Source organism: Micromonospora sp. H61, assembly GCF_018070325.1.
GTDB classification, from domain to species: domain Bacteria; phylum Actinomycetota; class Actinomycetes; order Mycobacteriales; family Micromonosporaceae; genus Micromonospora; species Micromonospora salmantinae.
In genome coordinates this window covers 1-26313 of the sequence record NZ_JAGPXY010000084.1, presented here as the reverse complement: position 1 = coordinate 26313, position 26313 = coordinate 1, and the positions used below count along the sequence as shown (strand labels likewise).

The window sequence follows — 26313 nt, the reverse complement described above, 5'->3', positions numbered from 1 at the left end:
CCGTGGGTACCAGGCCGGCCGCGCTGAGCGCTTTGCAGAGCGTGTCGACCTGGGTGGTGCCGGCTTCGACCACCAGGTGGCCGCCGGGGGTCAGCCACCCGGCGGCGTCGGCACCGACCCGGCGCAACACGGAGAGCCCGTCCGGGCCGCCGTCGAGCGCCACCGGGGCCTCGTGCAGCCGCGCCTCCGGCGGCATCAGCGCGACCGCGTCGGTCGGCACGTACGGGGCGTTGGCGACCACCAGGTCCAGTCGACCCCACCACTGCCGGGGCAGCGGCGCGAAGAGGTCGCCCTCGTACACCTCGGCGTCCAACCCGACGACGTTGCGACGCGCACACGCCACGGCCGCCGGATCGATGTCGGCGGCGGCCAGCCAGCGCGGCGCGAGCCGGTGCGCCAGCGCGACGGTGGTGGCCCCGGAGCCGCAGCACAGGTCGACCACGGCCGGCGCCGCGCCGGTCAGTTCGGCCGCCACCTCGACCAGCAGAGCGGTCCGGGCCCGGGGCACGAAGACGCCCCCGTCGACGGCTATCCGCAGGCCGCAGAACTCCGCCCACCCGAGCAGGTACTCCAACGGTTCGCCGGCCACCCGACGGTCGGTCAGGTCGGCCAACGCCGCAGGGCTGCGCGCGGCGGCCACCAGCAGCTCGGCCTCGTCCTCGGCGTAGACGCAACCGGCGGCCCGCAACCGACCCACCAGGGCGGCCTGGTCGGTGGGGAAAGGAAGCGCCATGGGAGACGTCAGACCGGTCCCGCCACATCCAACGCGGCGGCGATGTCGGCCACCAGGTCGGCGGTGTCCTCCGCGCCGCAGGAGAGCCGGACGAAGCCTGGAGCGGTGTCGTCGCCCCACTGCGCCCGCCGGTCCGCCGTGGTGTGCAGGCCACCGAAGGAGGTCGCCGCCGCCACCAGCTTGGCGGCCTCGACGAATCGGCCCACCCGGTCGGCGTCGCCCAGGTCGAACGAGAGCACCCCCGGTATCCGGCGCATCTGCGCCGAGGCCACCGGGTACGCCGGGTCGTCCGGCCGCCCCGGCCACCGCAGGCCGGTCACGTCCGACCGGCCGGCGAGCAGGTCGACGACAGCCGCGGCGTTCGCGCTCTGCCGCGCCAGCCGCAGGTCGAGAGTGGCCAGTGACCGGTGGGCCAGCCAGGCGTCGAACGCGCCCGGAACCGCCCCGGTGGTGGTACGCCAGGTCGTCACCGCGTCGATCAGCTCGGTGGACCGGCTGGCCAGGTAGCCCAGCAGCAGGTCGGAGTGGCCGGTGAGCGCCTTCGTGCCGGAGGCGACCACCAGGTCGGCACCGAGATCCAACGGACGCTGTCCGAGCGGGGTGGCGGTGGTGTTGTCCACAGCGAGCAGCGCGCCGGCGGCGTGCGCCCGCTCGGCCAGGGCCGCCACGTCGACCACGTCGAGGCCCGGGTTGGCGGGCGTCTCCACCAGCACCAGCCGGACGCCCTCGAACGACGGGTACGGCCCGGCGGTCGGCGCGAACAGCACCCGGACGCCGATCGCCTCCAGCACACCGGTGGCGAACGCCCGGACCGGGAAGTATCCGTCGGTGGGGAGCACCACTGTGTCCCCCGGCCGCAGCAGGGTGAGCAGCAGGCCGGTGATGGCCGCCTGACCGGTCGCGAAGACGCGGCAGTCACCGCCCTCCAGCTCGCCCACCGCCGCCTCCAGCAGCCGGCGGGTCGGGTTGTCGGGGCGACCGTAGCCGTTCGGCGACGTGCCCTGACCCTCGAACGGGTCGAGGTGGTACGGCGCGGCGAAGACCGGGCCGGGTAGGAACGGGTCCCCCGGTGCCGGCTCGGGCAGGCCGGCACGTACGCAGCGGGTGCCGTCCCCCCACTCGCTCATCGGGTTCCTCACTCGTACGACTCGGGTTTGGCGGTGCGGCTCATCAGGGTCTCCACGGCGAGGCGCGGGTCCATCCCCTCGTGGCAGATCCGCTCGACGTGCTCGGTGATCGGCATCTCCACGCCGTGCGCCCGGGCCAGGTCGCGGATCGCCAGGCAGCTCTTCACGCCCTCGGCGGTCTGCCGGGTGGCGGTCTGCGCCTGCTCCAGGGTCTCGCCCCGGCCCAGATGCTCGCCGAAGGTGCGGTTGCGGGCCAGCGGGGACGAGCAGGACGCGACCAGGTCGCCCATGCCGGCGAGGCCGGCGAAGGTGATCGGGTCCGCGCCGAGCGCCACGCCCAGTCGGGCCGTCTCGGCCAGCCCACGGGTCATCAGCATGGCCCGGGTGTTGTCGCCGAAACCCATCGCGGTGGCGATGCCGTACGACAGGGCGATCACGTTCTTGACCGCCCCGCCCAGCTCACAGCCGATCACGTCGTCGTTGGTGTAGGGGCGCAGGTACGGCGTCCGGATCGACGACTGGACGAGCGTGGCGCGGGCGCTGTTCGTCCCGGCGACCACTGTCGCGGCGGGCTGCTCGGCGGCGATCTCCGGGGCCAGGTTCGGGCCGGACACGACGACCACCCGGTCGGCGGCGACCCCGGCGGTCTCCACGATGACCTCGCTCATCCGCTTGGTGGTGCCCAGTTCGATGCCCTTCATCAGCGACACCAGGGTGGAGTCCGGGTGCAGGTGCCCGGCCCATTCGGCGAGGTTGCCGCGCAGGGTCTGCGACGGCACCGCCAACACCACCACCTCGGCGCCGGTGATCGCCTCGGCGGCGTCGGCGGTGGCGGTGACGCGGGCCGGGAGCAGCAGGTCGGGCAGGTACTCCGGATTGCGGCGTTCGGTCCGGATGCTCTCGGCGACCGGCGCCCGGCGGGCCCACACCGTCACGTCCCGCCCCGCGTCCGCGAGGATCTTGGCGAATGCGGTGCCCCAGGAACCGGCACCGAGCACCGCGACGTGACCGCTCATGCCGCGTCGTCCCGCTGCTCGCGGCCGACGGAGGACCGGGCCGGTCGCTCCCACAGTGGCGGCGGGGTACCGCCACGGATCTCGGCGAGCATGTCCCGCAGCCGCAACATGATGGTGTCCGTCATCTCCTCGAGGGTGGCCCGGGTCGGCTCGGCGTCCGCCCACCGGCTCAGGTCGATCGGCTCCCCGGCGGCAACGGTCACCGGAATCCGGGGTCGCAGGCTGACACGGGTCGTCCGCGGGTCGAAGATCCGTTCCGGCCCCCACATCACCACCGGTACGACCGGGGCGCCGGTGGCCAGGGCCAGCCGGGCCGCACCGGTCTTGGCCTTCATCGGCCAGAGCTCCGGCTGTCGCGTGGTGGTGCCCTCAGGGTAGATCACGACCGCGCCGCCCTCGTCGAGCGCGGCGACCAGTGCGTCCAGTGAGCGGACGGCGTCCACGCTGCCCCGCTCGACCGGGATCTGTCGGCACCGGTGCAGGATCCAGCCGACCACCGGCACCCGGAACACGCTGGCCTTGCCCAGGTACTGCGGCCAACGCCCGGAGTCGTAGATGAAGTGCGCCGACACCAGCGGGTCGGCGTGGGAGATGTGGTTCGCCACGATGATCATGCCGCCGTCGCCGTGGAGATGCTCCTGACCACGCCAGGTACGCCGGGTCCAGACGGTCATCACCGGCTTCACCAGCCACACGGCGAACCGTTGCCAGAACCCCAGCCTCCGCCGTGCCACTGTGCCTCCTCTTCGCGCCCCAACCCCGCCGCGACATCCCGCCCGCGACGCCCGCAGCGGAAATCATGCCTGCTCGCCCCCGGTACGGCCAGCGAGGGGCCCGCCGTCCGGCTGGCAGGATTGCGGACGTGACTCAGCCGAGGTGGGCCGTGGTGGTGCCGGTTAAGCGGCTGGCCGTGGGCAAGAGCCGGCTGCGGGGCGCGCTGCCCGGCGTACCGCACGAGGAGTTGGCGCTGGCCCTGGCGGCCGACACGCTGCGCGCGGTGCTGGCCTGCCCGGCGGTCGCCGAGGCCCTGGTGGTGACCGACGACGCCCGGGTGGCGGCGGCGGCGCGGGCCGCCGGCGCGCGGGTGCTGCCGGACGAGCCGGACGCCGGCCTGAACGCCGCGTTCCGGCACGGGGCGGCCACTGCCGCCGGCGAATGGGTGGCCGGGATCACCGCGGATGTGCCGGCGCTGCGTCCGGCCGAGTTGGCCGGCGCGCTGCTCGCGGCGCAGAACGGTCGACAGGGGGTACGCCGGTTCCTGCCGGACGCGCCTGGCGGGGGCACTGTGCTGCTCACCGCCGGGCCGGGTGTACCGCTGGATCCGCGTTTCGGGGTGGGCTCGGCGGTCGCGCACGCGGCGAGTGGTGCGCTGCCGCTCGACGGCGACTGGCCCAGCCTGCGCCGGGACGTGGACACCGCCGCGGACCTGGCCGCCGCCGCCCGGCTCGGGCTCGGGCCGCGCACTGCCGCACTGGTGGCCGCCGGTCGGCCCGCCCGCGCCGCAGGCTGAGCCGCCCGGTGGGCTGAGCTGGTGCCACGGGGCCAACCGCCGGGTGTACGGTGCCAGCATGCAAGGCACGGTGGCCAGCTACGACGCGGCGACGCGCAGCGGTGTCCTGCTGCTCGACGACGGCACCGAGATGCGTTTCCCCGCCCGGGCCTTCGACGCCTCCGGGCTGCGGCTTCTCCGGCTCGGGCAGCGGGTTCGCATCGACACCGATCCCGACGGCGAGGTTGTCCGAGTGACATTGCCGACGATGATCTGACCCGGCGAGCCCAAGTTCATTTTGCGTTTACCGTAATCGGGTGATTATGAGCGGGTGAGCACCCCTCGCGAGCAACCGGCCCACCCGCCCGCCACCGACCTCCGCAACGGCTCCCGTACGCGCGGCACCGATGGGCGCTTCCGCCCGTCCCGCGCCGAACGTGCCAGTGCCGCCCGCGCTGACACGCTCGCCGACGACCCCGGTGCCGCCTCCTCCGGGCTGGACGAGGTCATCGACCCCGCCCCGAACATCGAAGCGGACGGCCCGGCCGCCGGTGACGTCCACCCGGTCCTGCCCGACGACCTGCCGACCGGTGCCGCACCGGGGGACGACGACGAGCCCCGGGCGGCCCCGCCGCTGCCGGAGGACCGGTTCCTCAACCGGGAGCTGTCCTGGCTCGACTTCAACGCCCGGGTGCTCACCCTGGCCGAGGACCAGCGCACCCCGCTGCTGGAGCGAGCCAAGTTCCTGGCCATCTTCGCCAGCAATCTCGACGAGTTCTACATGGTGCGCATCGCCGGGCTGAAGCGGCGGCTCTCCGCCGGCCTGCCGGTGCGCGGCGGAGACCGACTGCCCCTGCGTACGCAGTTGGAGCTGATCGCCGAGCGGACCGCAGCGCTGGGCGCCCGGCACGCCGCCTGCTTCGTCGACGACGTGCTGCCCAGGCTGGCCGACGAGGGCATCCGCATCCTGCGCTGGGGCGAGCTGGGCGACGGCGAGCGGGAGCGGCTGCGCACCTACTTCCGGGAGCACATCTTTCCGGTGCTGACCCCGCTCGCGGTGGACCCGGCGCACCCGTTCCCGTACATCTCGGGGCGGTCGCTGAACCTGGCGGTGGCGGTTCGTGACCCGGACGGCGGCTCGGAGCTGTTCGCCCGGGTGAAGGTGCCCAACAACGTCCCCCGCTTCGTCCGGGTGGACCGGGACCAGCCGGGCGTCCGGATGTTGCCGGTGGAGGACCTGATCTCGGTGCACCTGGGGCAGCTGTTCAGCGGCATGCAGGTGGTCGAGTGCCACCTGTTCCGGGTCACCCGCAACGCCGAGGTGGAGGTCGACGAGGACCGCGACGAGGACCTGCTCCAAGCCCTGGAACGGGAGCTGGCCCGTCGGCGGTTCGGTCCCCCGGTCCGCCTGGAGGTCGCCGCGTCCATCTCCGACCACATGTTGGAGCTGCTCGTCCGCGAGCTGGACATGGACGACCAGGACGTACTGCGGGTGCCCGGCCTGCTGGACCTGTCCGCGCTGTGGCAGGTCTACGGCGAGGCGGACCGGCCGGACCTGAAGGACCCGCCGTTCGTGCCGGCCACCCATCCCCGGCTCGCCGAGGGCGAGGTGCCGCGCAGCGTCTTCTCCACCCTGCGCGACGGGGACATCCTGGTGCACCACCCATACCACTCGTTCGCCACCAGCGTGCAGCGCTTCATCGAGCAGGCCGCCGCCGACCCGAACGTGCTGGCCATCAAGCAGACCCTCTACCGGACCAGCGGCGACTCCCCGATCGTCGACGCGCTCGTCGACGCGGCCGCCGCCGGCAAGCAGGTGGTGGTGCTGGTGGAGGTGAAGGCCCGCTTCGACGAGGTGGCAAACATCGGCTGGGCCCGCACCCTGGAACGCGCCGGCTGCCACGTGGTGTACGGCCTGGTCGGCTTGAAGACGCACTGCAAGACCGCACTGGTGGTCCGGCAGGAGGGCAACCAGATCCGTCGCTACTGCCACATCGGCACCGGCAACTACCACCCGAAGACGGCCCGACTGTACGAGGACTTCGGCATGCTCACCGCCGACCCGGAGATCGGCGCCGACCTCACCGACCTGTTCAACGTGCTCACCGGGTACAGCCGGCAGACCGCGTACCGGCGGTTGCTGGTGGCCCCGCAGGGCATCCGCAGCGGCCTCATCGAGCGGATCGAGCGGGAGATCTCGCACGTCCGCCTGGGCATGCCCGGCCTGGTCCAGTTCAAGGTCAACTCCCTGGTCGACGAGGGGGTGACCGACGCGCTGTACCGCGCGTCCCAGGCCGGCGTCCACGTCGACCTGCTCATCCGGGGCATGTGCACGCTGCGCCCTGGGGTGCCGGGATTGTCGGAGAACATCCGGGTCCGCTCGATCCTCGGCCGGTTCCTGGAACACTCCCGGGTCTTCCGGTTCGGCAACAACGGTGAGGCCGAGTTCTGGATGGGCTCGGCCGACCTCATGCACCGCAACCTGGACCGGCGGGTGGAGGCGCTGGTGCGGGTGAGCGACCCGATCGCCCGCGCCGAGTTGGACCATGTGCTCACCGCCGCGATGAGCCCCGAAGTGGACGCGTTCGAACTGGCCGGCGACGGGACCTGGACCCGGCGTACCGGCGGTGACGACGCCCCCCGAGCCCATCTGCAGGAACTGCTGCTGCGCCGCGTCGGTGGCACGGCCAGTTGACCGCGCACCGCATAGGCTGAGCTGATGGTCGAGGAGGAGCAGAAGTACGAGGTGGACGACGCCTACGTGCTGCCGGACCTGGCCGGCACGGCCCCGGCCGGTGGTCGGGTCCGGGCACTGCCACCGGTGACGCTGGTCGCCCGCTACCTCGACACTGTCGACCTGCGGCTGGCCCGGGCCGGTGCCTCGCTGCGCCACCGCCGGGGCGACGAGCTGCCGTGGACGGTGAAGCTGCCGACCGGGACGCCGGGCGTCCGGCACGAGATCTCCCGTACCGGGCCGAAGGGGCAGCCGCCTGCGGAGCTGGTGGAGTTCGTCACCGTCCTGCACCGGGGGGCGCCGCTGGCTCCGGTGACGGTGGTGCGGACGGTGCGGCACGCCTACGAGGTGTGCGACCGGGCCGGCACTGTCCTGGCCGAGGTGGTGGACGACCGGGTGACAGTGCTCGACGACGCCGGCGCCACCACCGACACGTTCCGCGAGGTGGAGGTGGAGCTGAGGGCCGGCGACCGGAAGCTGCTCGACCTGGTCGGCGGGGTGCTGCGCGAGGCTGGTGCCCAGGGCGGGTCGTTCACGCCGAAGCACGTACGGGCGCTGGGCGCGACGGCGCAGGCCGATCCTGATCTGGTCGCGCCGGCCGGGCTGACCGCCGAGCCGAGCGCCGGTGACGTGGTGACCGAGGCGCTACGCAAGGAGATCCGCCGGCTGTTGGCGCACGACCCGCTGGTCCGGCTGCGGGCCCCGGCCGCCGGTGGTGACACCGCCGTGCACCAGATGCGGGTGGCCTGTCGACGCCTGCGCAGTGATCTGCGCACCTTCAAACCGTTGCTGCGGAAGACCTGGTCCCGCCCGCTGCGCAGCGAGTTGCGCTGGCTGGCCGACGTGCTCGGCGCGGCCCGCGACGCCGAGGTGCTTCGCGCGCGGCTGCGCCGTACCGCCGACGCCGATCCGCTGAGCCCGCTCGACAGTGGCGCTGTGAACCGGCTCGACGAGGTGCTCGCCGAACGGCAGGGGCGGGCGCTCACCGCGATCGACGAGATGCTGGGCTCCGCGCGCTACCTGGCCCTGGTGGACTCCCTGGTGCTGGCCGCCGGCGCGCCCCGGTTCACCCGCCGGGCGGCAGCGCCCGCCGCGCAGGCGCTACCCGCGCTGGTGGCCCGCCCCTGGCAGCGGTTGACCGGGCCGGGCGGCGTCGGCGGGCTCGACCCGCAGTCGCCGGACGACCGCTGGCACGCCGTCCGCAAGGAGGCCAAGCAGGCCCGGTACGCGGCAAACGCTGTGGCACCGACGGTCGGCAGGGGCGCACGGCGGCTGGCCCGCGCGCTCGCCCGGGTGCAGGACGTGCTCGGCGAGCACCAGGACGCGGCGGTGGCGGCGGACACCTGGTTGGAGATCGCCGCCGAGCGACCGGACGACCACGAGCTGGCGGTCACCGCCGGACGGCTGGCCGAGCGGGAACGCCAGTCGGTACGCCGGATGCGGGGACTGCTGCCGGCTGCCTGGCACCGGGCCACCCGGCGACGGCGCACCAGTTGGCTGCCGTGACGGGCATCCGGGCGGCCGGCGGGGTGGCCTGGCGGCCGACCGACGACGGCGTCCACGTCTGCGTGGTGCACCGTCCCCGCTACGGCGACTGGACGCTGCCGAAGGGCAAGCTGGAGCCGGGCGAGCGCGCGCTGGCCGCGGCGGTCCGTGAGGTGGCCGAGGAGGCCGACGTGCGGGGCGTGCCGCAGGTGCGGCTGCCGTCGGTGCGGTACCGCAGCGAGGGGCAACCCAAGCTGGTCGACTACTGGTCGATGCTCGCGGTGGCCAGCGGCGGTTTCCAACCGGACACCGAGGTGGACGACATTCGCTGGCTCGCTGTGGACGACGCGATCCGGTTGGTCAGCTACCCGCACGACGCCGAGGTGCTGGCGGCGTTCGCCGCGCTGCCGTCGGTCACGGCGACGGTCGCGCTGGTCCGGCACGCGCACGCCGGTAAGCGGGCCACCTGGTCCGGCCCGGACGTCGGGCGGCCCCTGGACGCCGAGGGGTGGGCCCAGGCGAGCACGCTGGCCGAGCTGATCGCCCTGATCCGGCCGGCCCGACTGGTGTCGGCGTCGCCGCGACGGTGCGTGCAGACACTCGACCCGACCGCCGCGTTGCTCGACCTGCCGATCGAGGTCTGCGGCGACCTGGACGAGCCACAACCCGGCCAGCAGAGCGACGAGCAGGTCCTGGCCACCGCCGCCCGACTGCTGGAGCTGGCCGGCACCGGTGGCCAGTCGGCGGTGTGCGGCCAGGGCAAGGTCCTGCCGGGCGCCCTGGAGCGCCTGACCGGCCGCACCGATGAGGACTTCACCACCCCGAAGGGCGGCGGCTGGCTGCTCGCCTTCGCCGCCGACCGGCTGCTCGCCGCCGATCGCCTGTAGGGCCCACGTTCGACGGGCGCGGCCTGGTCAGCGGGGCGGCAGTGTCACTGTCACCGCGACCGGCAGGTGGTCGCTGGCGGTGCTGCGCGGCGCGACCGGATCAGTCGGGGTCAGGCCGGGCGAGACGAAGATGTGGTCGATCTGCTGGCGCGGATCGTCCGCCGGGCTGGTCGCCAGCGGTCGGGCGGCGGCCAGCGCGTCGACCAGGCCGGCCCTGGTGAACTCCGCGAACGCCTCGTCACCCGGCTCGGTGTTCAGGTCACCCGCCACCACCAACGGCCGACCGGCCGCGTACCGGGTGGCGAAGTCGGCGACCGCGCGGGCCTGGACCACCGGACCCTTGCCGGGCGGCGGTTGCAGGTGGGTGCTCACCACTGCGGTACGGACACCGTCACCGAGGTCCAGCGTGACGGCGAGGGCCTGCGCTCCGGTGGGTGCGCCGACGGCGGCCAGCGGCAGGGTTCGCGGATCGCGTACCGGCCAACGGCTGAGCACCGCGTCACCCCAGACCGGGTCGGCGGCCGGCCCGAAGACGTACGGCATGGCGAGCCGGTCGGCCAACAGGTCCAGGGTGTCGTGCCCGCCGTTGAGCAACCACGCCCGGTCCACCTCGCTGAGCAGCACCACGTCGGGCCGTTCCCGGTCGACGACCTGGGCGAGGCCGGTCAGGTCGAAGCGGCCGTCCAGCCCGAACCCCATCCGGATGTTGTACGCCACCACCGTCAACCGTTCCGGTGGGCCGTCCCGGTTGCTGGCCACCGGCACCTCGTCGGCGAGCACCGGGGCCAGCAGGGCCAGCGCGGTGACCGCGGCGGCGGCCCGGAGCGGCGGAAACGGCCCGGGAAGCCGGTGGACGACGGGGCGGGCGGTGAACGCCACGGCGGCGATCAGCACGGCCACCACCACCGGCACCGCCGCGTTGGGGTAGCCGAGGTCGTAGGCCGAGTAGTAGCCGACCGCTCCCAGCGCGAAGACGAGCATCCCGGCGGCGACCGCGTGCCCCCGCCGGGAGGCGCTGGTGCTGGCGGTGTCGCTGGTTGGCTGGCTGGCGTCGTCGGTCAGCGCGAGGCAGGCGCCGAGGCCGACCGCGGCGAGGAGGATGGCCGGCACGAGCAGGTCGCCCCGGTCGAGGGCGAACAGCACGGCGCCGCCGAGCAGCGCCACCGGACCGTACGCCCGGCCCCACCCAACCGGTGGCCGGGTCAACGCGGCGCACAGGAACCCGGCGACCGCCACCGGCACCGGCGCCAGGCCGAACAGCGGCGAACGAGCCACCCCGTCCCCGGCGACCAGGTACGACATCCCGGTCCGGGCCAGCGCCGGCGAGAGCGCCACCATTCCGGCCAGCAGCAGCGCCGGACCGGCCAGCAGCCAGGCTCGGCCACCACCAGGGCCGGCAGCGGCGTCAGCGGGGCCGACAGGGGCGTCAGCGGGGCCAGCGAGGGCGTCACCTGCACCACCGCGCCGGCCGGATCGCGCCGTGCCGACCAGGAACACCGCCACCGCGACGGCGCTGAGCAGCCAGGCCACCCAGTCACCCCGCCAGACCAGGTCGACGGTGTCCAGCACCGCGTGCACTGCCGCGTTGACAGCGAACCCCAACGCCAGCCCCGGGACCGGGCGGTCGGTGACGGTGGCGACGCCGACCAGCCAGACCAGCCCGGCGAGCAACCCGGCGGTGGCCAACCAGAGCTGCGTACGCCCGCCGGGAGCGGCGGTGAGCGCGAGCCGGGCGACGGCGAGCGCGACAGCGGCGACGACAGTGACCGGGCGGGCTCCGACTCGGCGGACCACGGCGGGTGCGCCCATCGCGAGCACGAACCAGCCGAGGGCGAACGCCCCCATCAGCTCGGCCGGGGTGGACGCCGCCTGACCGAAGATGGTGATGATGCCGGGCAGCCAGACCCGCAGCACGTCGATGAGGAGGACCACGCCCAGCACGAGCGTGCCGGTGGTGAGCTGGCGGTAGCGCACCGGCGCCCCATTTCCCGTCGACGGGCCGGCCCAGGGGTGGCCGGCACGGCGATTCTGCGCGAGCGAACCAACAGGGTCAACGGGTCGCCGTACGCCGAAAATCCGTCCCGGTACGCCGAAAGGGCGCCCACCCACTGGTGGACGCCCTTGCGGTACGGGTCGGTCAGCGCTTGCTGGCCGCCTTCTTGGCCGGAGCCTTCTTCGCCGGCGCCTTCTTGGCCGCCGTGCTCTTGCTCGCCGCCGCGGTGGTCTTCTTCGCCGCGGTCGACCGGGTCGCGGCGGTGGTCTTCTTCGCCGCGGTGGTCTTCTTCGCCGCGGTGGTCTTCTTGCTGGCGGCCGTCTTGGTCGCCGTGGTGGTCTTGCTCGCCTTGGCCGGGGCGGTCTTCTTGCTGGCGGCCGTCTTGGTCGCTGTGGCGGTCTTGCTCGCCTTGGCCGGGGCGGTCTTCTTGCTGGCCGCCTTCGCCGTGGTCGCCTTGGTGCCCGCCGCCTTGGCGGTGGCCGCCTTGGTGCCGGTCGCCTTCGTGCCCGCCGCCTTGGCCGTGGCGGTGCTGGTGGCGGTCTTCTTCGTCGCCACCGTGGCCTTCGGCACCTTGCCGCTGGCCACCATCTCCTTGAACCCGGCGCCGGGGCGGAAGGTCGGGACTGACGTCTTCTTGACCTTCACTGCCTCGCCGGTACGCGGGTTGCGCGCTGTTCGCGCGCCACGCACACGCTTTTCGAATGCTCCGAATCCGGTGATCGCCACCTTCTCGCCCTTGGTGACCGCCGCCTGGACCTCGGTGAGGACCGCGTCGAGCGCGGCCGTCGCCATCTTCCGGTCCCCCAGGCGAACGGCGAGCGCCTCGATGAGCTCGGCCTTGTTCACGACTTCCTCCCGATTGTGCAACTGACTCGTCGCGAGCCATTCTGCGCGCACGGTATGCCCTGTGCTGCCGGGACACAAACATTCGGTAGAAAAAAGCCCTTGTGTCGTAACGGATTCACCCCCACCGGATGGACCGATGGGGGTGAAATCCGCTGCGCGGGCGGCCTAACGGCTATGCAACGGAGGGCAGGAACGGCAGTCTGCGCGCCTCGTAGGAGTCGATGTCGCCGGCGTGGCGGAGGGTGAGTCCAATGTCGTCGAGGCCTTCCAGGAGCCGCCAACGGCTGAAGTCGTCCAGCGGGAACGACCAGCTCGCGTCCCCCGCCCTGAGCTGGCGGGCGGTCAGGTCGACGGTCACCGCAGTGGTGGGACCCGCCTCGACCAGGTCCCACAACTCTTCGACGGCTTTCAATTCCAACTCGACCGGCAACAGACCTTCCTTGAGGGCGTTGCCGCGGAAGATGTCACCGAAGCGCGGGGCCACCACGGCACGGAAGCCCCAGTCCCGTAGCGCCCAGACGGCGTGCTCCCGGGAGGAGCCGGTGCCGAACTCCGGGCCGGCGATGAGGATCGACGCCCCAGAATAGTTTTCATCGTTGAGTACGAATGCCGGATCTTCCCGCCAGGCGCTGAACAGCCCGTCGGCGAAGCCCGTCCGCGTCACCCGCTTGAGGTACACGGCGGGGATGATCTGGTCGGTGTCCACGTTGGACCGGCGCAGCGGCACGGCGGTGCCGGTGTGGGTGGTGAACTTGTCCATCTCGTCGGTCCCTTCTACAGGTCGGCGGGGGCGGCCAGCCGGCCGACCACTGCGGTGGCGGCGGCCACCGGCGGGGAGACCAGGTGGGTACGCCCGCCCCGGCCCTGACGGCCCTCGAAGTTGCGGTTCGAGGTGGAGGCGGAGCGCTCGCCCGGCTTCAGCGTGTCGGGGTTCATCCCCAGACACATGGAGCAGCCGGCGAACCGCCACTCGGCCCCGGCGTCGGCGAAGACCTTGTCCAGCCCCTCGGCCTCGGCGGCCTCGCGCACGGCGGCGGAGCCGGGCACCACGAGCATGCGGACGCCGTCGGCGACCCGGTGGCCACGCAGCACGTCGGCGGCGGCCCGTAGGTCCTCCAGGCGGCCGTTGGTGCAGGACCCCACGAAGACCACGTCGATGGGCAGCTCCCGTAGCGGGGTGCCGGGGCGCAGGTCCATGTACTCCAGGGCCCGGCGGGCGGCGGTGCGCTCCGAGTCGGTGGTGAACTCCTCAGGGTCCGGCACCGGGGCGCTCAGCGGCGCACCCTGCCCGGGGTTGGTGCCCCAGGTGACGAACGGGGTGATCTGGCTGGCGTCCAGGGTCACCTCGGCGTCGAAGCGCGCGCCCTCGTCGGTGGGCAGCGTCAGCCACCACGCCACCGCCGCGTCCCAGTCCGCGCCCTGCGGCGCGTTCGGTCGACCCTTGAGGTACGCGAAGGTGGTCTCGTCCGGCGCGATCATGCCGGCCTTGGCGCCCCACTCGATGGACATGTTGGCGATGGTCATCCGCCCCTCCATGGAGAGGGCGCGGATCGCCTCGCCGCGGTACTCGACGATGTGCCCGCGACCCCCACCCGTGCCGACCTGCGTGATCAGCGCGAGCACCAGGTCCTTGGCGGTCACGCCGGGCGCGAGCCGGCCGGTGACGTTCACGGCCATCGTCTTCGGCCGGCTCTGCGGCAGCGTCTGGGTGGCCAGCACGTGCTCCACCTCGCTGGTGCCGATGCCGAAGGCGAGCGCGCCGAAGGCGCCGTGGGTGGCGGTGTGCGAGTCGCCACAGACGATCGTCAGGCCCGGCTGGGTGAGACCGAGCTGCGGGCCGATCACGTGCACGATGCCCTGGTTGTCGTCGCCGAGCGGGTGCAGCCGCACGCCGAACTCGGCGCAGTTGCGGCGCAACGTCTCGATCTGCGTACGCGACGTGGGGTCCGCGATGGTGAGCAGGTCACCACGGCGGAGGCGGAACGCCGGGTCGGCGTACCCGGTCGGGGTGTTGTGGTCCTCGGTCGCGAGGGTCAGGTCGGTACGACGCACCCGGCGCCCGGCGAGCCGCAGCCCGTCGAAGGCCTGCGGGCTGGTCACCTCGTGCAGCAGGTGCAGGTCGATGAAGAGCAGGTCCGGCTCACCAGCGGCGGACCGTACGACGTGCGCGTCCCAGACCTTCTCGGCCAGGGTCCTCGGCTCAGGAGTGACTCCCACCATCTGGACATCCTAAATTCTGGGAGGTAAGTTTCGGCTTGTGGGACACAGTATGAGCGGTGTCGGCGTTCTCGACAAGGCGGTGGTCATCCTGGCCGCCTGCGTGGACGGCGCCAGCCTGGCCGAACTCGTCGAACGCACCAAGCTGCCCCGGGCCACAGCACATCGCCTGGCCCAGGCCCTGGAGATCCACCGAATGCTGGTGCGTGACACCCAGGGCAGATGGCGGCCCGGCCCTCGCCTGGGCGAGTTGGCCAACGCCGCGCCGGACGTTCTCCTGACCGCCGCCGAGCCGCTGCTGGCCGCGCTGCGCGACGCCACCGGAGAGAGCGCACAGCTCTATCTGCGCCGCGCCGACGAGCGGATCTGCGTGGCGGCGGCGGAACGCGCCAGCGGTCTACGGGACACCGTCCCGGTCGGCTCGGTACTGCCGATGACCGCCGGCTCCGCAGCCCAGATCCTGCTCGCCTGGGAGCCGCCGGAGGCGGTGATGCCGCTGCTGCCGCGCAGCAAGTTCACCGGCCGCACCCTCGCCGAGGTACGCCGACGCGGGTGGGCGCAGAGCGTCGCCGAGCGGGAGGCCGGTGTGGCGAGCGTCTCCGCCCCGATCCGCGACCGCACCGGCCGGGTCATCGCCTCGGTCAGCATCTCCGGCCCGATCGAGCGCCTGGGCCGCCGCCCCGGCGAACGCCACGCCATGGCCGTAGTAAGAGCCGGCCAGCGCCTATCCGGCCTCTAACCCCCACCCCTGCCCAACCCCTGCCCCTCCCCCGTCCTCCCACCCTGCCCGCGCCGCGCCCTCCCGCCCCAACCCGACCGCTCCCGGTGATCAAGAGCTTTGCGTCACCGCCTGCCGCGTGTCGTGACGCAAAGCTCTTGATCACCAAGGCGAGGGGTGGGTGGGGACGAGAAAGGCTCATCTCGCGTCGCGAGATGAGCCTTTGGTTGTAGCCCCGACCGGATTCGAACCGGCGCTACCGCCTTGAGAGGGCGGCGTCCTGGGCCGCTAGACGACGGGGCCAGAACTTTCCGTTCACCACCCTCGCGGGCGGTGCGAATGTAGTCTAGCGGCACCGCACCCGGGCACGAGCGCGGGGTGCGCTCTCACCCGAGGGCCCGGCGGCGGACACGAAACAGCCCGCCTCACGAGGTGAGACGGGCTGTGCACGCTGTAGCCCCGACCGGATTCGAACCGGCGCTACCGCCTTGAGAGGGCGGCGTCCTGGGCCGCTAGACGACGGGGCCAGAACAACTTTTGCTCCCCCACCTTACCGGTGGAGGAGCTGCACTCTACCGAAGACCACCCTCCGCCCCCGAAGGGGCGGAGTCGAACTCCGTCAGAATCCAGCGTCTGGAAATTCTCGCGAATTCCAGCAGCGCTGGGGTACCAGGACTCGAACCTAGACTAACTGAACCAGAATCAGTCGGGCTGCCAATTACCCCATACCCCATTGGCCCCTTGCGGCGCCGGGAGTGAACTTTACCCTCCCGGTGCCGGCAGGCCAAATCCGATCCCCCCGAACCACCCGTGAGCTGCGGAAACAGGGGCATCAGACGGATCAGGCGACGGGCACCACCGGGTTGGTGAGCTCGCCGATGCCGTCGATCCGCACGGTGACCGTATCCCCCTCGACAAGCGGGCTAACCCCGGCTGGAGTGCCGGTGAGAACGACGTCGCCGGGCAGCAGAGTCATCACGTGCGAGATGTACGACACCAGGCCCGGCACGTCGAAGACCATGTCCTTCGTCCGGCCGAGTTGGCGTACCTCCATCTCCTCCGGGTTGCGACCCACCTCACACCGGATCTCCAGGTCGGAGACGTCCAGCCCGGTGGTGATCCACGGGCCGATCGGGCAGAACGAGTCGAAGCCCTTGGCCCGGGTCCACTGCCCGTCCGAACGCTGCAGGTCCCGAGCGGTGACGTCGTTGGCGCAGGTGTAGCCGAAGATGGCGCGTTCGGCGGCGGCGCGGTCGGCGCGGCGCGCACCCGGCGCCCCGATCACGACCGCCAGCTCCGCCTCGTGCTCGACCTGCTTGGAGAAGATCGGCAGTCGGATGGCGTCCCGGGGGCCGATCACCGAGGTGGACGGCTTGAGGAAGAGCAGCGGCTCCTTGGGCACCTCGTTGCCGAGTTCGGCGGCGTGGTCGGCGTAGTTGCGGCCGACGCAGACGACCTTGCTGGGCAGGATCGGCGAGAGCAGCCGGACGTCGGAGAGGGCCCAGCGGGCCCCACTGAAGGAGAGATTGCCGAACGGGTGGCCCTCGATCTCGGCGATGGTCAGGCCCTGCGGCCCGGCCTCCGCTTCGCCTTCGACGGCACCGAACGACATTCCCTTGGCATGGGCGAAACGAGCGATACGCACCCGGCCAATCTAGCGCCGCCGACGCCCCAACCGGCCAGGACCGGCACTCGGGTGTGCTCAACCCGTCAGCGCGCGGCACCCTATCGGAGCTGGAGGTGACCCGGGCGGACTTCTCGACTTCGTACCCGCACGGAGGTGGCTCGCCCCTAGCGTCGGCTCCGGAGGTTCGTTCGTATGCCTGCATCGACACGACACCACAGAGCCCTAGCAGTGTTCGTGCACTGCCTCGGCATCCTCGCCGCCGTGCCGGCCCTGCCGACGGCGGCTCCGGAGGCGGCGGCCACGCCACGACCACCGGCCGCCACGCCACAACCAACGGCGGCCACGCCACGACCACCGGCCGCCACGCCGCAACCAACGGCCGCCACGCCAGCACCACCGGCCGCCACAGCAGCACCAGCGGGAACCCGGCCGCCGGTGGCGATGGTCGCGCGGGTGACCGAGCCCACCCCGCCCTCGGCGCCACCGGCGATGGCACCACCGGCCCGGGCGCCGGCGTCGGCGCCCCCGCAACAGGTCACTGTGGCGGTCGCGACGGAGAGCAGCCCGGCACCGAGGTACCGGATCCAGGTGCGCAACGTGAGCAACTCGCCGCTGGAGACCACAGTGCGTCAGGAACTGCCGCCCGGCTCGTCGACGACCGCGATCAGCGGTGGTGGCCGGTCCACCCCGGCCGGCGGATCGGCCACCGAGGTGACCTGGCGGTTGCGGCTGCCCGCGCACAGCACCACCACCCTGGGCACCGCGCTCGCGGCGACCGCGCCGGGCCGGCCACTGACCGCGCCGACCTGCGCGTTCACCAGTGACGGCAGCCGGCCGTACGACTGCGCCACTGCCACCTGGCAGGCGGCAGCGGCACCGGCGGCCGAGGTGGGCGAGGCGCCGCCGTGGCGCCGCTACCCGGTGCTGCTCGCCGGCTTGGCGGTCCTGCTGCTGATCAGCGCCGCCCTGGTGTGGGTGTGGCGACGTCGGCGCGGGCGTCGGGTGACGGCCGCCGCGCTGTCCACCGGCGGCGGCGCCGAGGGTGACCGCGGGACGGTCTACCCGCGCCCGGCAGCGCCGAGTCCGGTACGGCGTCGGCGTACCCCGCCGGTCTGGATGTTGGTGGGCGCCGCCGTCGTGGTGCTGGCCGGTGTGGTCGGCACCGCGGGTTGGACGGCGACCCGGCAGGTCGCCGCGATCGACACGCAGAAGCAGCCCACCAGCGGCGCGTGGGTGGGCACCGGGGTCAACGGGTCGCTGGGCGTGCCGTTGCGCGAGTCGGCGTTCGAGTTCACCGTGTACCGGATGACCTGCGGCGCGCCCGGCACCGCCGGGAAGGCCGACGGCGGCGGTGCCGCACCGGCCAACGGGCGACGCTGCGAGGCCACCGTCGGTGTGCGCAACGTCACCGGCGACCACCAGCCCTGGCACAGCGAGCTGCAACGGGCGTACCTGCCCGGCGGGCGCTGGGTGAGCACCGACGAGTCGGCCACCCGGACGGCGAACCTGGGTCGGGACGTCTTCGCCGACCCGATGGCGGCGGGCACCCGGATGGTGCTCCCGCTGGTCTTCACCGTGGACGGGCGGGATCCGCCCCAGCAGCTGGAGCTGCGCAGCGGGGTGTTCTCCGCCGGGGTCCGGGTGCAGATGCCCTGATCGGTGTGCGGGCGGCGGTCGTACCCTGGGTGCGTGACCGCCGCCCTCGCCCCCGCCGTGCTCGACGCGACGCAGTGGCAGGCCCGCCGACGGGCCCACGAGGAGCGGGTGGACGTCTGGCTGACCCCGCACCTGGCCCGGCGACGGCGCGGTGAGCGGCATCCGGTGGCCGACTTCCTGTTCACCTACTACTCGCACCGCCCGGCCCAGCTGCGGCGCTGGCATCCGGGGCCCGGGGTCGAGCTGCGGGACGCCGATCCGGCCGAGTTCGGCCGCGACTACCGCGCCGGCACCGCCGGGGTCACCCTCGACACCGCTGGGGTACGCGCCCGGCGCGGCGACTCGATCGCCTGGATCCGCTCCCTGCTCGAGGCGACGCGTGGACGTGCGCCGCACTTCGGCTGCTTCGGGATGCACGAGTGGGCGATGGTCTACCGGCAGACCCGGGAGGAGCTGCGGCACAACGCCTGGCCGCTGCGGCTCAGCGCGGAACGCACCGCCGGGATCGTCGAGGAGCGGGGCGTGCGGTGCAGCCACTTCGACGCGTTCCGGTTCTTCACCCCGCCGGCCCGCCCGTTGAACCTGCTCACCCCGACCCGGGAGACGCAGCACGCGCACGAGCAGCCGGGCTGCCTGCACGCCAACATGGATCTGTACAAGTGGGCGTACAAGTTGTCGCCGTTGGTCTCCTCGGAACTGGTGGCCGACGCGTTCGACCTGGCCCGGGACATCCGCACGCTGGACATGCGGGCCAGCCCGTACGACCTGGCGGCATTGGGCTACCCGCCGGTGCGCGTGGAGACTCCGGACGGCCGGGCGGAGTACGCGGCGGCCCAGCGAGGGTTCGCCGTGCGGGCCGCCGTGCTGCGCGACCGGGTGCTCGCCGCCGGCCCGGACTAGTCGTCCCGGACTAGGCGTAGTCCCGGCCTGGTCGTAGTCCCGGCCTGGTCGTCGTCCCGGCCTGGTCGTCGTCCCGGCCTAGTCGCCGTCCCGGCCTAGTCGTCGTCGGCGCGGCGGTCCCGCTTGCGCTGGGACTGGCGTTTCTTCTCGGCCAGCCGGCGTTCCTTGGCCCCACGGGACGGGCGGGTCGCTCGGCGGGTCGGCGGTGGGGGCGCGGCGGCCTCCCGCAGCAGGGCGGTCATCCGGGCCCGGGCCGCCTCCCGGTTGGCCAGCTGGGCCCGGTGCTCGCTGGCGGCGATCGTCAGCACCCCGTCGACCAGGCGGTTGGCCAGCCGGGCCAGCGCCCGCGGCCGCAGCCACTCGGGCACGGCCGGCGAGTTGGCCACGTCGTAGCTCAGCTCGACCCGGGAGTCCGCGGTGTTCACACCCTGCCCGCCCGGCCCCGACGAGCGGGAGAAGCGCTCCCGTAGCTCCCCGGCGGGGACGACCCACCGGTCGGTCACCCGCAGTCCGTCGTCCACGCCCCGAGGCTAACCCGCGACGACCCGCCGGGGGTCATCGGTGCGGAGGCTCACTCTGCGTCGGGGACTGGCTGGGTGCCGGCCCGGCGGTCTCCTCGTCGGAGCCGACGGCCGCGTACGCCACCGCGCCGAAGAGAAGCACCCCGATCACCGCGGCCTTCACGACGACGCCGCGGATCAGCGACCAGGCGCCCCGGCGGGCGCCTGGCACCGACTTCTTGACGGTCTGGTAATCGTTCCACCCGCGTCGTGCCCGGGCGTACGCCGACCCCACTGCACATCCGATGACCAGGCCCACCAGCAGGAGGACCGTGAGAAGAGGACGCTCCACCTCCGCCAGTATCCATACCGAGCGTAATATTTCCATGATCCGATGCCGTCCGGCCGGATATCTGACAGTGGTGGCCCCCGCCAGGGCGTTCGGGCAGCTCAGCCGCCCTTGCCGATGATCGTGTCGGCGGTCTGCTGCACCTGGTCGATCGGGATGGCGAACCCGATGCCGATCGAGCCGTTTCCGTCGATGGTGGCGATGGCGGTGTTCACCCCGACCACCTCCCCGCGCGCGTTGACCAGTGGCCCACCGGAGTTGCCGGGGTTGATGGACGCGTCGGTCTGCACCGCGGTGTGCCGGTTGTTGCCGAGCCGCACCTGCCGGTCGAGCGCGCTGACGATGCCCGCGGTGACCGTTCCGGCCAGACCGAGCGGCGACCCCACAGCGAGCACCGGCTCACCGACCCGGGTCGCGCCGGGCTTGGCCAGGGGCAGCGGGGTGAGACCGGCCGATGCCGGCACCTTCAGCACCGCCAGGTCGCTGCGCGGCTCCCGTCCGACCACCTCGGCGGCGAACCGGCGGCCGTCGGGCAGCTCCACTGTCACCGGCCCGCCACCCCCCTTGGCCAGGATGTGGTCGTTGGTGATCAGGTGCTGCTGGTCGTCCACCGCGAAGCCGGAACCGGTCGCGGACCCGCCGGTCGCGGATCCGCCGGTCGTGCCGCCGGCCAGCACCGACACCACCCCGGGTACGGTCCGCTCGGCCGCGGTGACCAGCTCGGCCGGCACCGGGGCGGCGGACGCCGCTGCCGGGCCCCCAGCCCCGTCCCGGCTGGCCACCACGCCGCCGGCGAGAGCACCGGAGACGGCCGAGACCGCCACCACTGCCAACACGGCGAGCAGCCGCCCAGGCCGTCGCCCTCCCGGGTCCCGCTCGGGCGTGTCCCACCACCCGCGCCCGTCCGGGTCGAGTTCCGGTGAGATGAACCAGGGACCGCGCGGTTCGCCCAGTCCGGTCTGCACTGCCATGCGTACTCCTCACTGTCGACGTCGGTTGTGCGCGGCGGTCAGGGCAGCCGGGAGAACCAGCGCATCGACCCGGCGGCGGCACCCATCGCGAACACCAGTCCGAGGCCGATGAACCGGGCCGAGATGTCCTGCCGCTCGGTGCGGTAGCCGACCGAACTGCCGATGTCGTCGTAGACGGCTCGCAGCTCGTCGGTGGTGCTGGCCTCGTGGAACATGCCGCCGGTCTCCTCGGCGACCGCCTTGAGGGTTTGTCCGTCCACCGGCACCTGGATGGGTCGTCCACCTCGGTCGACGAACCCGGACGGGGTGCCGAACGAGATCGAGTGCACCGGCACCTCCGCCTTCACCGCTTCCGCGGCCGCCTCCATGGGGTCCATCCCGGAGGTGTTGGCGCCGTCGGAGAGCAGGATGACCCGGGCGGGTGGGGTCTCCTTCGCGGCCTCGCTGTCCAGGCTCTTGACCGCGCCGAGTGAGGTGTTGATGGCCTCGCCGATCGCGGTGCCCTGGACACCGGTGATGCCCTCGGCGAGCCGGTCGATCCCCTCGTCGAGCGCGTCCCGGTCGATGCCCGGGGGCACCAGCACGGCGGCGCTGCCGGCGAACGCGACGAGACCCACGTTGAACTCGTCGGGCAGGCCCTCGACGAAGCGCCGGGCGGCCTCCTTCGCCGCGGCCAACCGGTCCGGTTCGACGTCGGTGGCGAGCATCGACGTGGAGACGTCCACCGCCACCATCACAGTGGCCCGTTCCCGGGGCACCCGGACCTCGGCGCTCGGTCGGGCGAAGCCGACCACGAGCAGCGCCAGCATGGCCAGGAAGAGCCCGGCCGGTACGTGTCGACGCCAGGCGGGCCGCTCCGGCGCCACCCGGTCCAGCAGCCGCAGGTTGGTGAAGCGGACCGCGTACCGGCTGCGTCGGCGTTGCAGCACCAGGTACGCGACGACCAGGGCGAGCACGCCGAGCAGTAGCCAGAGCCGCAACGGCGACTGCCAGATCACGCGGCACCTCCCCGGGGGCGGCCGACCGGCGCGGCGGCCAGCCGACGCTGGGCGTGCACGTGCCGGACGATGTCCGCGCTCCAGTCGCCGTCGGTGCGCAGCGGCAGGTGGGTGGCCCCGCTGCGGCGCAGCGCCTGGTGGACCTGTTCGCGCTGGGCGGTGGCGGCCTCGGCGTACCGCTCGCGCAGCCCACTGTCCGATGTGCACACCTCGCGGTGCCGACCGGTCTCCGGGTCGACGAGCGTGATCAGGCCGACGTCCGGTAGTTCCAGCTCACGCGGGTCGGTCACCTCGATCGCCAGCACCTGGTGCCGGACGGCCAGCCGGCGCATGGTCCGCTCCCAGGGCGCTGTCTGGCCGGGGTCGTCGGGCAGGCCGTCGAGGAAGTCGGAGACCACCACGACCAGCCCACGCCGGTTGGCGATGCGGTGCAGAGCGTCGAGGCCGTCGGCCAGGTCGGGCGGTGGGGTTTCCGGCCCACGCCCCGGCCGGTCGGTGGGCGCGGTGGCCCGGGGGGCGGCGAGCAGCGCGCGGAGCAGGGAGAGTAGATGGGTACGCCCGCTGCGGGCCGGGAAGCGGCGTACCCCGTCGGCGCGCAGCACCTGGGCGCCGAGGCGGTTGCCGACGCCCGCGGTCAGGAAGCCGACCGCCGCGACGGCGGCCACCGCCAGTTCCCGTTTGTCCAGCTCGGCGGTGCCGAACTCCATGCTGGCGCTGCCGTCGACGAGCAGCCAGGTGGTCAGTTCCCGGTCGGCGTCGACCTGCCGGACGTGCGGCACTGCGGTCCGGGCGGTCACCGCCCAGTCCATCCGGCGGACCTCGTCCTCGCCCGGCCGGTATTCGCGACTGCCGGACGGTTCGCTGCCGGGACCGGGCAGCAGACCACGGTACTGGCCGTGCAGCAGGCCGTTCAGTCGGCGCGTGACGGTCAGCTCCAGGCGGCGCAGGCGCTGGTCCGGGGCCAGCTCGGCCAGGCCGGGGTCGGCGGGCGCGACGGCGGCGCGTCTCATGCCGCCGCCAGATCCGGTGTCTGCTGCGGGTGCCCGGTGGCCAGCCGGGGCGGCGGCACCGCCTCGACGAGCCGTCGCACCACGCTCTCGGCCGACACCCCGTCGGCCACCGCGTCGAAGGAGAGCACCAGCCGGTGGGCGAGGACGTCGACGGCAAGCTCGCGGACGTCCTCGGGCAGCACGTACTCCCGTCCCCGCAGCAGGGCCTGTGCCCGGGCGGCGGCGACCAGGCCCAGGGTGGCCCGGGGGCTGGCCCCGTACGCCAACAGCGGGGCGATCTCCGGCAGCCCGAACCGGCCCGGGTCGCGGGTGGCGAGGATCAGCCGCACCACGTACTCGGCCAACGCGTGGTGGACGAAGACCCGCTCGGCGTGGATCTGGAGGTCCCGCAGCCGTTGCGCGTCGAGCACCGGACGCGGGGTGGGCCGGTCGGTGCTCATCCGGTAGAGGATGGCCAGTTCGTCGGCGTCGCTGGGGTAGTCGACCACCACCTTCATCAGGAACCGGTCACGCTGTGCCTCCGGGAGCTGGTAGACCCCCTCGGACTCGATCGGGTTCTGGGTGGCCAGCACCAGGAACGGCTCCGGCACCGGCCAGCTGCGCCCGCCGATCGAGACCTGCCGTTCGGCCATCGCCTCCAGCAGCGCCGACTGGACCTTGGCCGGGGCCCGGTTGATCTCGTCGGCCAGCACCAGGTTGGCCATGATCGGGCCCAGCTCGATGTCGAAGGTCTCCTTGGACGCCCGGTAGATCCGGGTGCCGACGATGTCGGAGGGCACCAGGTCCGGGGTGAACTGGATCCGGGAGAAGGTGCCGCCGACCACTGTCGCGAGGGTCTGCGCGGCCAGTGTCTTGGCCACGCCGGGTACCCCCTCCAGGAGGCAGTGTCCGTTGGCGACCAGGGCGGTGAGCAGGCGTTCGACGAGGCGATCCTGCCCGACGATCACGCGTTTGACCTCGAAGAGGGTCTGTTCCAGCTCGATGCCGGTCGGCTCCGGATCGACCGGGCTGGGCATGCTGGCCAGGGTGTCCGAGATGTCCGTCACGGTGCTTGCTTCCCTGGCACACGCTCGGCAAACGTGGGATTGTGCGGCAGGGACCGGCCCGGAGTGGCCGGAATGGGGATGAGCCGCGCGGAAGGGTGACGACCGTCGCGAGCCTGCCGAGGAGCGCCCAACCGGCAGGTGACCGACCATGCGGTGCCCGACCGGGTACGAACCGGTCGAGGACGGCCAGTTGGACCGCCGACCTCGCGGCGCCCCCGTCGCCTCCGGCGCGCCGGGCGGACAGGGTCCGGCCCCCGCGCCGGAGGCGACGGGGGCCGGGTGTCGGTTCGGTCAGGGTGTGTGGGTGAGCAGGGTGAAGCCCAGGTTGGCCGGCGTCCCGGCCGAGTTGCGGGTCTGCACGAAGACCGCGTTGGGCGTCAGCAGCCGCGGGGCGACCGAGACCTCGCCACCCGGCGGAATGCAGCAGGAGCCGGACAGGGAGAGGGTGGCCAGGAAGGCACCGGCCGAGACGGTGTGACCGAAGATCACCTCGTACTCCCCGACGCCGTACTTGACCACGGTGCCGCCGCCGCGCGCCTTGGTGCCGTTGGAGTTGACGACGGTGAAGACGTTTGTGGCCACCAGTGGGGTGGCCGCACTCGCCTTCAGCGCGGCTTTCGCGATGCGCGCCGACTCGGCGCTGACCGGCGGCTGGGAGTTCGTGCCGCGTGCCGGCTGGACCGTTTCCTGCGGCGCCTTCGCCGACGGTTGGGCGATAGCGATGCCCCCGCCGGCGAGGCTGAGCCCCAGGACAGCGAACGTGACCGCCGCCACCTTACGTCGGAAGGATGTGCTCATGACAGGTCCCCCTTGTGTGACCGTGCGAATTCGGCCGACCCGCGGGGCGGGACGGATGACTGCCCATAAATAGGCGTACGACGACAGTTGGGCGGGGGAAAGCTGCCTCGCTCACACCCGACGAGATTGATTTATCAGCAATCTACATCCCACCTGAGCTGCGGTTACTACTCAGAGTTGCGTCGTTTAAGCCAGATGGAACGTAGCACCGAAAAAAGCCGCCAGTCAATAGTTGATCTCGCTTTTCCGGGGTGTCAACCAACCGTCAGATAATTGTGAAATGTGAGCGCATCGCCATTCATGAAATGGGTTCGTCAGGCCCGACTACGATCATCGTCGTGATCGTCGACGCTCCACCCGCGCACCGGAACGCTCGGCTCGCCACGGTGCTCTGCTGGCTTGCCGTCGTACCCACCGCACTGTGGGCGGCCGCCCGACTGCTCGGCCTGGACCGGGGGCCGTTGGTGCAGGCGCTCGCCTTCACGCCGTACGTCGCGGGCGTCAGCGTGCTGGTCCTGGCCCTCGCGCTCGCCCTGCGGCGCTGGTGGCCGGCGGCGCTCGCGGCCCTGGCAGCGGTGGCGTTGCTCGGCACCGTCGCACCTCGGGCGCTGGCCAACCCGCAGCCGGCGGCGGCCGGGCCGACCGTGCGGCTGCTCACCGCCAATCTGCTCGCCGGCGCCGGCGACGCGCCGACACTGGTGGAGTTGGTCCGGCGACACCACGTGGACGTGCTCACCGTGCAGGAGTTCACCCCGGACGCGCAGACCGCCCTGGATCAGCTCGGCCTGGCCACGCTGCTGCCGCACCGGCAGCTCAACCCGGAGATCGGCACCCCCGGCTCGGGGCTCTACTCGCGGTGGCCGATCACCGACGGCGGCGTCCGACGCAACCTCGAGGGCTGGGGCTTCAGCCAGGCGTACGCGACGGTGTCCGTGCCCGGCGGGCCCCCGGTCCGCGTCGAGTCGGCCCACCCCTCGGCGCCGTACGCGCTGGACCAGGTGGGTGCCTGGCGTGCCGACCTGACCGCCCAACCACCGGCCACCCCGGACGGTGGCCTGCGAATCCTCGCCGGCGACTTCAACGCGACCCTCGACCACGGTCCACTGCGGGCCCTGCTGCGCAGCGGTTACGTCGACGCCGCCGACGCCACCGGGGAGGGCCTGACCGGCACCTGGGGTCCGTACGACGGCGACCTCATCCCACCCGTCACCAT

Annotated in this window: 25 protein-coding genes and 3 tRNA genes; 9 read left to right on the top strand and 19 right to left on the bottom strand. The window is 72.9% G+C overall.

The genetic code is table 11. The features are described 5' to 3' along the window. The 4 genes from KBX08_RS28585 to KBX08_RS28570 form a co-directional block, all read right to left on the bottom strand. Nucleotides 1-733, bottom strand: a 733-nt coding sequence (locus KBX08_RS28585) for a putative protein N(5)-glutamine methyltransferase (RefSeq protein ID WP_210786419.1), incomplete at its 3' end; no start/stop codon positions are given. 8 nt (nucleotides 734-741) lie between these two features. Continuing rightward, nucleotides 742-1860 (bottom strand): cystathionine gamma-lyase, encoded by a 1119-nt coding sequence (locus KBX08_RS28580; RefSeq protein ID WP_210786418.1) that lies wholly within the window; start codon nucleotides 1858-1860, stop codon nucleotides 742-744. Between the two features lie 8 nt (nucleotides 1861-1868). Continuing rightward, nucleotides 1869-2876, bottom strand: a complete 1008-nt coding sequence (locus tag KBX08_RS28575) for an NAD(P)H-dependent glycerol-3-phosphate dehydrogenase (protein ID WP_210786417.1) — start codon at nucleotides 2874-2876, stop codon at nucleotides 1869-1871. Beyond that, the gene (locus KBX08_RS28570; protein ID WP_210786416.1) at nucleotides 2873-3610 is read right to left on the bottom strand and encodes a 1-acyl-sn-glycerol-3-phosphate acyltransferase; all 738 of its coding nucleotides are present in this window, start codon (nucleotides 3608-3610) and stop codon (nucleotides 2873-2875) included. Before KBX08_RS28570 ends, KBX08_RS28575 begins: the two co-directional genes overlap by 4 nt. A 128-nt stretch (nucleotides 3611-3738) precedes the next feature. On the opposite strand from KBX08_RS28570, the gene cofC reads away from it, so the two are divergent. The 5 genes from cofC to KBX08_RS28545 all read left to right on the top strand — a co-directional run bounded on the left by cofC (nucleotide 3739) and on the right by KBX08_RS28545 (nucleotide 9471). After that, entirely contained in the window at nucleotides 3739-4386 is a 648-nt protein-coding gene (gene cofC / locus KBX08_RS28565; RefSeq protein ID WP_210786415.1) for a 2-phospho-L-lactate guanylyltransferase, read from the top strand. 58 nt (nucleotides 4387-4444) lie between these two features. Continuing rightward, nucleotides 4445-4642 (top strand): cold-shock protein, encoded by a 198-nt coding sequence (locus KBX08_RS28560; protein ID WP_030335323.1) that lies wholly within the window; start codon nucleotides 4445-4447, stop codon nucleotides 4640-4642. 291 nt (nucleotides 4643-4933) lie between these two features. After that, nucleotides 4934-7060 (top strand): RNA degradosome polyphosphate kinase, encoded by a 2127-nt coding sequence (locus KBX08_RS28555; protein ID WP_372494951.1) that lies wholly within the window; start codon nucleotides 4934-4936, stop codon nucleotides 7058-7060. A 24-nt stretch (nucleotides 7061-7084) separates the two neighbouring features. Next, nucleotides 7085-8605, top strand: a complete 1521-nt coding sequence (locus KBX08_RS28550; protein WP_210786413.1) for a CYTH and CHAD domain-containing protein — start codon at nucleotides 7085-7087, stop codon at nucleotides 8603-8605. Continuing rightward, nucleotides 8593-9471, top strand: coding sequence for an NUDIX hydrolase (locus tag KBX08_RS28545; protein ID WP_210786412.1), 879 nt, complete (start codon nucleotides 8593-8595; stop codon nucleotides 9469-9471). The genes KBX08_RS28550 and KBX08_RS28545 overlap by 13 nt, the downstream gene beginning before the upstream one ends. 27 nt (nucleotides 9472-9498) lie before the next feature. Here the strand turns inward: KBX08_RS28545 and KBX08_RS28540 are convergent, their stop codons facing one another. From KBX08_RS28540 to leuC, 4 genes are all read right to left on the bottom strand, one after another. After that, the gene (locus KBX08_RS28540) at nucleotides 9499-11445 is read right to left on the bottom strand and encodes an endonuclease/exonuclease/phosphatase family protein (RefSeq protein WP_210786411.1); all 1947 of its coding nucleotides are present in this window, start codon (nucleotides 11443-11445) and stop codon (nucleotides 9499-9501) included. Between the two features lie 163 nt (nucleotides 11446-11608). Further along, nucleotides 11609-12310 (bottom strand): HU family DNA-binding protein, encoded by a 702-nt coding sequence (locus tag KBX08_RS28535; protein WP_210786410.1) that lies wholly within the window; start codon nucleotides 12308-12310, stop codon nucleotides 11609-11611. Nucleotides 12311-12482: 172 nt separating this feature from the next. Continuing rightward, nucleotides 12483-13070, bottom strand: coding sequence for a 3-isopropylmalate dehydratase small subunit (gene leuD / locus KBX08_RS28530; RefSeq protein WP_210786409.1), 588 nt, complete (start codon nucleotides 13068-13070; stop codon nucleotides 12483-12485). A gap of 14 nt (nucleotides 13071-13084) precedes the next feature. Continuing rightward, a complete protein-coding gene (leuC, locus tag KBX08_RS28525) occupies nucleotides 13085-14530 on the bottom strand; it encodes a 3-isopropylmalate dehydratase large subunit (protein ID WP_210786408.1) in 1446 nt (481 codons plus the stop codon). A 49-nt stretch (nucleotides 14531-14579) separates the two neighbouring features. On the opposite strand from leuC, the gene KBX08_RS28520 reads away from it, so the two are divergent. Further along, nucleotides 14580-15266 carry an IclR family transcriptional regulator gene (locus tag KBX08_RS28520; protein WP_007456408.1) on the top strand — a complete coding sequence of 229 codons (687 nt, stop codon included), beginning with the start codon at nucleotides 14580-14582 and terminating at the stop codon, nucleotides 15264-15266. A 209-nt stretch (nucleotides 15267-15475) separates the two neighbouring features. Here the strand turns inward: KBX08_RS28520 and KBX08_RS28515 are convergent. From KBX08_RS28515 to KBX08_RS28500, 4 genes are all read right to left on the bottom strand, one after another. Next, a tRNA-Glu gene (locus KBX08_RS28515) sits at nucleotides 15476-15548 on the bottom strand. Between the two features lie 151 nt (nucleotides 15549-15699). Further along, nucleotides 15700-15772 (bottom strand) — tRNA-Glu (locus KBX08_RS28510). 134 nt (nucleotides 15773-15906) lie between these two features. Further along, nucleotides 15907-15978, bottom strand: a tRNA-Gln gene (locus KBX08_RS28505). A 108-nt stretch (nucleotides 15979-16086) separates the two neighbouring features. Continuing rightward, a complete protein-coding gene (locus tag KBX08_RS28500; RefSeq protein WP_091393135.1) occupies nucleotides 16087-16890 on the bottom strand; it encodes a fumarylacetoacetate hydrolase family protein in 804 nt (267 codons plus the stop codon). Between the two features lie 174 nt (nucleotides 16891-17064). Between KBX08_RS28500 and KBX08_RS28495 the strand changes: the two genes are divergently transcribed. Both KBX08_RS28495 and KBX08_RS28490 read left to right on the top strand, forming a co-directional pair. After that, the gene (locus KBX08_RS28495) at nucleotides 17065-18528 is read left to right on the top strand and encodes a hypothetical protein (protein ID WP_210786407.1); all 1464 of its coding nucleotides are present in this window, start codon (nucleotides 17065-17067) and stop codon (nucleotides 18526-18528) included. A 33-nt stretch (nucleotides 18529-18561) separates the two neighbouring features. Next, entirely contained in the window at nucleotides 18562-19428 is an 867-nt protein-coding gene (locus KBX08_RS28490; protein ID WP_210786406.1) for a 3-methyladenine DNA glycosylase, read from the top strand. Between the two features lie 95 nt (nucleotides 19429-19523). On the opposite strand, the gene arfB is transcribed toward KBX08_RS28490, so the two are convergent. From arfB to KBX08_RS28455, 7 genes are all read right to left on the bottom strand, one after another. Further along, nucleotides 19524-19949 (bottom strand): alternative ribosome rescue aminoacyl-tRNA hydrolase ArfB, encoded by a 426-nt coding sequence (gene arfB / locus KBX08_RS28485; protein WP_210786405.1) that lies wholly within the window; start codon nucleotides 19947-19949, stop codon nucleotides 19524-19526. A gap of 34 nt (nucleotides 19950-19983) precedes the next feature. Then, nucleotides 19984-20280, bottom strand: coding sequence for a hypothetical protein (locus KBX08_RS28480; RefSeq protein ID WP_210786404.1), 297 nt, complete (start codon nucleotides 20278-20280; stop codon nucleotides 19984-19986). 98 nt (nucleotides 20281-20378) lie between these two features. Continuing rightward, complete coding sequence (locus tag KBX08_RS28475) at nucleotides 20379-21248, bottom strand: S1C family serine protease (protein WP_210786403.1); 870 nt, start codon at nucleotides 21246-21248, stop codon at nucleotides 20379-20381. A gap of 38 nt (nucleotides 21249-21286) precedes the next feature. After that, nucleotides 21287-22246 (bottom strand): VWA domain-containing protein, encoded by a 960-nt coding sequence (locus KBX08_RS28470; protein WP_210786402.1) that lies wholly within the window; start codon nucleotides 22244-22246, stop codon nucleotides 21287-21289. Further along, nucleotides 22243-23256 carry a DUF58 domain-containing protein gene (locus tag KBX08_RS28465; protein WP_210786401.1) on the bottom strand — a complete coding sequence of 338 codons (1014 nt, stop codon included), beginning with the start codon at nucleotides 23254-23256 and terminating at the stop codon, nucleotides 22243-22245. The genes KBX08_RS28470 and KBX08_RS28465 overlap by 4 nt, the downstream gene beginning before the upstream one ends. Continuing rightward, nucleotides 23253-24302 (bottom strand): MoxR family ATPase, encoded by a 1050-nt coding sequence (locus KBX08_RS28460; protein ID WP_210786400.1) that lies wholly within the window; start codon nucleotides 24300-24302, stop codon nucleotides 23253-23255. The genes KBX08_RS28465 and KBX08_RS28460 overlap by 4 nt, the downstream gene beginning before the upstream one ends. A 291-nt stretch (nucleotides 24303-24593) precedes the next feature. Next, nucleotides 24594-25100: a hypothetical protein gene (locus KBX08_RS28455; protein ID WP_210786399.1), complete on the bottom strand. Its 507-nt coding sequence runs from the start codon at nucleotides 25098-25100 to the stop codon at nucleotides 24594-24596. A gap of 386 nt (nucleotides 25101-25486) precedes the next feature. On the opposite strand from KBX08_RS28455, the gene KBX08_RS28450 reads away from it, so the two are divergent. Then, on the top strand, nucleotides 25487-26313 hold an 827-nt coding region (locus KBX08_RS28450; RefSeq protein WP_307850674.1), incomplete at its 3' end, for an endonuclease/exonuclease/phosphatase family protein.